Here is a 4,958-nt window from a genome sequence, read left to right on the forward strand (position 1 = left end):
CCCCCACCCGCGCCGTCCACCACCGCCACCTCCGCGGAGCCCACGCCGACGGGGGTTCCGTGCGCCGGGGGCTCGCGCCGCAGCGCCTGCAACACCACCGAGCGCAGCAGGCCGGTCACCCCCGAGCGGGGCTCGCCGACCACCAGCAGGTGCGGTGTCGGGGACCCCGGTCCCGTGCGCCACACCAGGGGAGGGGCGTCCACGACCACCTCGTCCCCGGGGTCGTCGGGCGGGACCCGCCGCACGGGCACGGTGCGGTCGCCGGATCCGGGGTCGGTGAAGCCGAGCACGACGGTGCCGGCCGGGGCGACGAACGGTTGCGCGCCGATGCCCTCGGGGAGGGGGTCGGCCGGTCGCACCCCGAGCACACCCCGTTCCCCGTCCCAGTCGAACCGCACGTCGCCCCCGTGCCCCAGCCGTCGGGTCACCAGGTCCTCCACCCGTTCGCGGGCCGGGGGATCCCAGTCGGGGAAGGACGCGGGGTAGCGGATCTCCAGGGACACCGGCCGGCCCCGGTGGTCGAAGACCCCGCGCACGGGGTCCCTCCCGTCGGCCGCCGGCCCCCCGGGGGTCTCCCCCTCCGCTCCGGTGTCCTGCGGTCCGTCCTCCCCGGTCGCGCGGGTTTCCGTCGGGGGCGGGGGGTCGCCGTCCGGGAAGCCGAAGGGCCCGCTCCCGCCGGGCCAGGGGGTGAGGGCCTCGCGCAGCATCGCCAGCCGCCGTTCGCGAACGGCCGCGGCGTCCGGGTCCTCCTCCGGCCCCCCGGGGTCCTCCGGCTCCGCCGCGGGGCGCAGGCCGGCCACCACCGCCGCCACCAGGAGGGCGAGCCCCGCCACGGCCGGTCCGGCGGGCATCAGCCACAACAGGGCCACCCCGACCACGACGGCCACGGCCCCGGGGCCGCGTCGTTCCCTCGGCAGGTTCCTCCAGCGTCGGTGGGCGGACCGGCCCAGCCGCAGGGCGCCGCGCCCCGGCACCGCCGCGCACCGGGCCGCCCCGCCGAGCGCCGTCCGGCCGTTCACCGGGTGGGGCCGTTCCCGTTCGTCGCGCCGGCGGCCGGTCCCGTCCGGCGGGAGAGCCGCGGTGGCCTCACAGGGAGATCCCGCCCAGCAGGTTCGCCAGGCTCGCGCCCCCGGCCTGGATGCTGGGGCCGATGGCCGTGCCCGCCAGGTAGAAACCGAACAGGGCGCACACCACCGCGTGGGACGGCTTCAGCCCGTCCTTGCGGAAGAAGAGGAACACGATGATTCCGAACAGCAGAACTCCGGAGATGGACAGCACCATCCGACCCTCCCGGGCGATAACCAATGATTGTGAAAAACGTAATACGGGATCAAAAGAACAACCGCCCCATCGATTCACACGGGTGACGAACCATCCCCCGGATGCCTCCCGGTCCTTCCCGGCCCTCCCCGGGCCCGCCCGTCGTCCCGAACGCCCACCGGGACATCCCCCGGGAACCGGTGTCGATCGGCGCATCGCGCACCATTCGCCCGAAGGGGGCGCACGCCCCCGAAGTGCTTCCGTCGCGCCCCGGGTGACCGGCACCGCGAACACCATCCGCGGCTCCCTCCCCGACCCGGGCGGGAAACACCGCCGTCACACGCCGGGGGATCCACAACCCCGCTTGCCCCGGTGGGATTCGGGTCCCGGCCCCGGGGTCGATAGGCTGGCCCGGAACCAGGGGCAAGGAGGAACACTGACCATGCCAGAGAGCACCGAGCCGCTCACCCCGCGAGCCAGGCTCGCCGTCACGGCGGGCAAGGCGGCGGCCGCCGTCTCCCGGGCCGCCGGACGCGGCAGCGGATCCGTCATCGGCGGCCGGGTGGCCCTCAAGGTCGATCCCGACCTGCTCGGCCGGCTCGCCGGCCACCTCGACGTCGTCCTGGTCTCCGCGACCAACGGCAAGACCACCACGACCCGTCTGATCGCCGAGGCGCTGCGCGCCGGCGGCGAGGTGGTCTCCAACGCCCTGGGTGCCAACATGCCCGCGGGCATCACCTCCGCCCTGGCCGCCGGGGCCAAGGCGCGCTTCGGGGTCCTGGAGGTGGACGAGAAGTACCTGCACGCCGTCGCGCGGGACGTCTCGCCCAAGGTCATCGCCCTGCTGAACCTCTCCCGCGACCAGCTCGACCGGGCCGCCGAGACCCGCATGATGGCCGACCACTGGCGTGACGGCCTCGAGGGCTCCCCGGCCACCGTCGTCGCCAACTGCGACGACCCGCTCATCGTGTGGGCCGCCTCCGCCGCCACCAACGTGGTGTGGGTCGCCGCCGGTCAGGAGTGGAAGGACGACGCCTGGTCCTGCCCCGCCTGCGGCGGTGTCCTCCAGCGTCCCGACGAGCACTGGGCCTGCGGGGACTGCGGCTTCGAGCGCCCCACCCCCACCTGGCAGCTCTCCGGCGAGAAGGTCGTCGACCCCCACGGCTCGGCCTGGCCCATCCGGCTGCAGCTTCCCGGCCGCGCCAACCGCGCCAACGCCACCACCGCCACCGCCGTCGCGGCCTTCTTCGGCGTACCCCCGCAGACCGCCCTGGAGCGGATGTTCTCCGTCACCGCGGTGGCCGGCCGGTACGACGTCGTCACCCACCAGGGACGCGACATCCGGCTGTTGCTGGCGAAGAACCCCGCCGGATGGCTGGAGACCTTCTCCCTGATCGACCCGGCGCCGTCCCCCGTCATCCTCTCCGTCAACGCGCGCGGCGCCGACGGAACCGACACCTCCTGGCTGTGGGACGTGGACTACACCCGCCTGGCCGGCCACCCGATCGCCGTCCTGGGCGACCGCAAACTCGACCTGGCGGTGCGGCTGGAGGTCGCCGGCCTGGAATTCACCGTCTGCGAGGACCTCGGCGAGGCCCTGCGGGTCAGTCCCCCCGGCCGCATCGAGGCCATCGCCAACTACACCGCCTTCCAGGACCTGCGCCGCATCGTGGGGAACTGAACGACAGCCGGACGCGGCACCCGGCCCCTCCCGACCACCCGCCGTGGGGGCGCCCCGGCACCGGGACGACGCCGCACACCGCGCCGCACACCGAAGGACAGCGAGGACACCGAGTCATGAGCGAATCCAGTCTCCGTGTGGTCTGGGTCTATCCCGACCTGCTGAGCACCTACGGCGACCAGGGCAACGCCCTGGTGGTCGAACGCCGCGCCCGACAGCGCGGGCTGAAGGTCGCCCGTCAGGACGTCCGGTCGGACCAGCCCCTGCCCACCTCCGGGGACATCTACCTGATCGGCGGGGGTGAGGACCGCCCCCAGCGGCTGGCCGCCGAGCGCCTGCGCCGGGACGGCGGCCTGCAGCGCGCCGCGGACAACGGCGCCATCATCTTCGGCGTCTGCGCGGGCTACCAGATCCTCGGCCGGGAGTTCGTCAACGACCTGGGCCGCAGCGAACCCGGTCTGGGCCTGCTGGACATCACCACCGTGCGCGGTGACGGCGAGCGCTGCGTCGGCGACGTCCTCGCCGACGTGGACGAGCGGCTCGGCCTGCCGCAGCTGACGGGCTTCGAGAACCACCAGGGCGTCACCCACCTGGGCCCCACCGCCCGGCCCCTGGCCCGGGTCCGCCTCGGACGCGGCAACGGCATCGGCGACGGCACCGAGGGCGCCTGGCGGGAGACGGTGCTCGGCACCTACCTGCACGGACCGGTCCTCGCCCGCAACCCCCACCTCGCCGACCTGCTGATCAAGCTGGCGCTGGACGTCAACGCCCTCCCGCCGGTGGACGACCGCTGGTACGAGGCGCTGCGCGCCGAGCGCATCGCCGCCGCCACCGTCAGCCCCTCCTGAGTCCCCCGGGTCGCCGGTCCCGCCCGTTCGTCGGACGGGACCGGCGACCCGGCCCCCGGACCCCCGGCCGCACCGACGGTCGGGGGACTTTCTATGCTGATCCGGGGCCACCGGAACACCTCGGGAGCATGCGGATGGACCACGCCGATCACGGCATCACGGCGGAACTGCCGCCCTTCACCCTGTTGCGCGGACTCCAGCCCGGCGGGGAAACCTTCTTCGCCGTGGGCTGCGCCGTCGTCCTGGCCCTCTACCTGTGGGGGGTGATCCGGCTGCGCCGGCGCGGGGACGCCTGGTCACCCGGCCGGACGACGGCGTTCGTCCTCGGGGTGCTCAGCGTGTGGGCGGTCACCGGCACCGCCATGAACGACTACGGCATGCTCCTGTTCAGCGTGCACATGGTGCAGCACATGATCATCAGCATGTTCTCGCCGATCCTGCTGCTGCTCGGGGCGCCCGTGACCCTGACGCTGCGTGCCCTGCCCACCGCGGGGCGCGGTCGGCGCGGTCCCCGCGAGTGGCTGGTCTCGCTCCTGCACAGCCGGTACGTGCGCACGGTCACCAGCCCCCTGGTCACCATCCCGCTGTTCATCGCCAGTCTCTACGGGCTGTACTTCACGCCGCTGTTCGACTTCCTGATGTCCTCCCGGCCGGGGCACATCGCGATGATGATCCACTTCCTCGCGGTCGGACTCGTCTTCTTCTGGCCGATCATGGGGGTGGACCCGGGGCCCCACCGTCCGGGTCACCTGATGCGGATGCTCGAACTGTTCGCCACCATGCCGTTCCACGCCTTCTTCGGCATCGCGCTGATGATGGCGACCGCTCCGCTGATCGGGGCCTACTCCGACCCGCCCGCCTCGCTGGGCACGGACGCGCTCTCCGACCAGAACGCCGCGGGTGGCATCGCCTGGGCGTTCAGCGAGATTCCCACCGTCATCGTGCTGATCGCGCTGTTGGTGCAGTGGTTCGTCTCCGACCAGCGGGTCGCCCGCCGCCGGGACCGCTCCGCGGATCGCAGCGGGGAGGACCGCGAACTGGCCGCCTACAACGCCTACCTGGCCTCGCTCGGCGGCGGCCGGTCCCCGGCGGCCCCGGCGGCCCCGGCGGCCCCATCGGCCCCGGTGGCCCAGCCGGTGGAGGCGGGGGGAGCCCCCGCGCCCCCGGCG

Annotated in this window: 4 protein-coding genes and 1 pseudogene; 3 read left to right on the top strand and 2 right to left on the bottom strand. The window is 74.0% G+C overall.

The genetic code is table 11. The annotated features are described in order from the left end of the window. Positions 1-1,019: pseudogene (locus FOE67_RS16345) on the bottom strand (hypothetical protein); the annotation flags it as partial. Between the two features lie 67 nt (positions 1,020-1,086). After that, a complete protein-coding gene (locus tag FOE67_RS16350) occupies positions 1,087-1,281 on the bottom strand; it encodes a hypothetical protein (RefSeq protein WP_182664965.1) in 195 nt (64 codons plus the stop codon). A gap of 421 nt (positions 1,282-1,702) precedes the next feature. Between FOE67_RS16350 and FOE67_RS16355 the strand changes: the two genes are divergently transcribed. The 3 genes from FOE67_RS16355 to FOE67_RS16365 form a co-directional block, all read left to right on the top strand. Continuing rightward, a complete protein-coding gene (locus FOE67_RS16355) occupies positions 1,703-2,941 on the top strand; it encodes a Mur ligase family protein (RefSeq protein WP_182664967.1) in 1,239 nt (412 codons plus the stop codon). A 116-nt stretch (positions 2,942-3,057) separates the two neighbouring features. Continuing rightward, complete coding sequence (locus FOE67_RS16360; protein ID WP_182664969.1) at positions 3,058-3,789, top strand: type 1 glutamine amidotransferase; 732 nt, start codon at positions 3,058-3,060, stop codon at positions 3,787-3,789. A gap of 134 nt (positions 3,790-3,923) precedes the next feature. Then, positions 3,924-4,958: cytochrome c oxidase assembly protein (locus FOE67_RS16365; RefSeq protein WP_182664971.1), on the top strand; the 1,035-nt coding region annotated here is incomplete at its 3' end.

Source organism: Streptomyces calidiresistens (assembly GCF_014141525.1).
In the GTDB taxonomy this organism is placed as follows: Bacteria; Actinomycetota; Actinomycetes; order Streptomycetales; family Streptomycetaceae; genus Streptomyces; species Streptomyces calidiresistens.

Excerpts from the sequence above, each read along its gene's own strand:
- FOE67_RS16350 (WP_182664965.1), bottom strand. The coding sequence starts at position 1,281 with ATGGTGCTGTCCATCTCCGGAGTTCTGCTGTTCGGAATCATCGTGTTC.
- FOE67_RS16355 (WP_182664967.1), top strand. The coding sequence starts at position 1,703 with ATGCCAGAGAGCACCGAGCCGCTCACCCCGCGAGCCAGGCTCGCCGTC.
- FOE67_RS16360 (WP_182664969.1), top strand. The coding sequence starts at position 3,058 with ATGAGCGAATCCAGTCTCCGTGTGGTCTGGGTCTATCCCGACCTGCTG.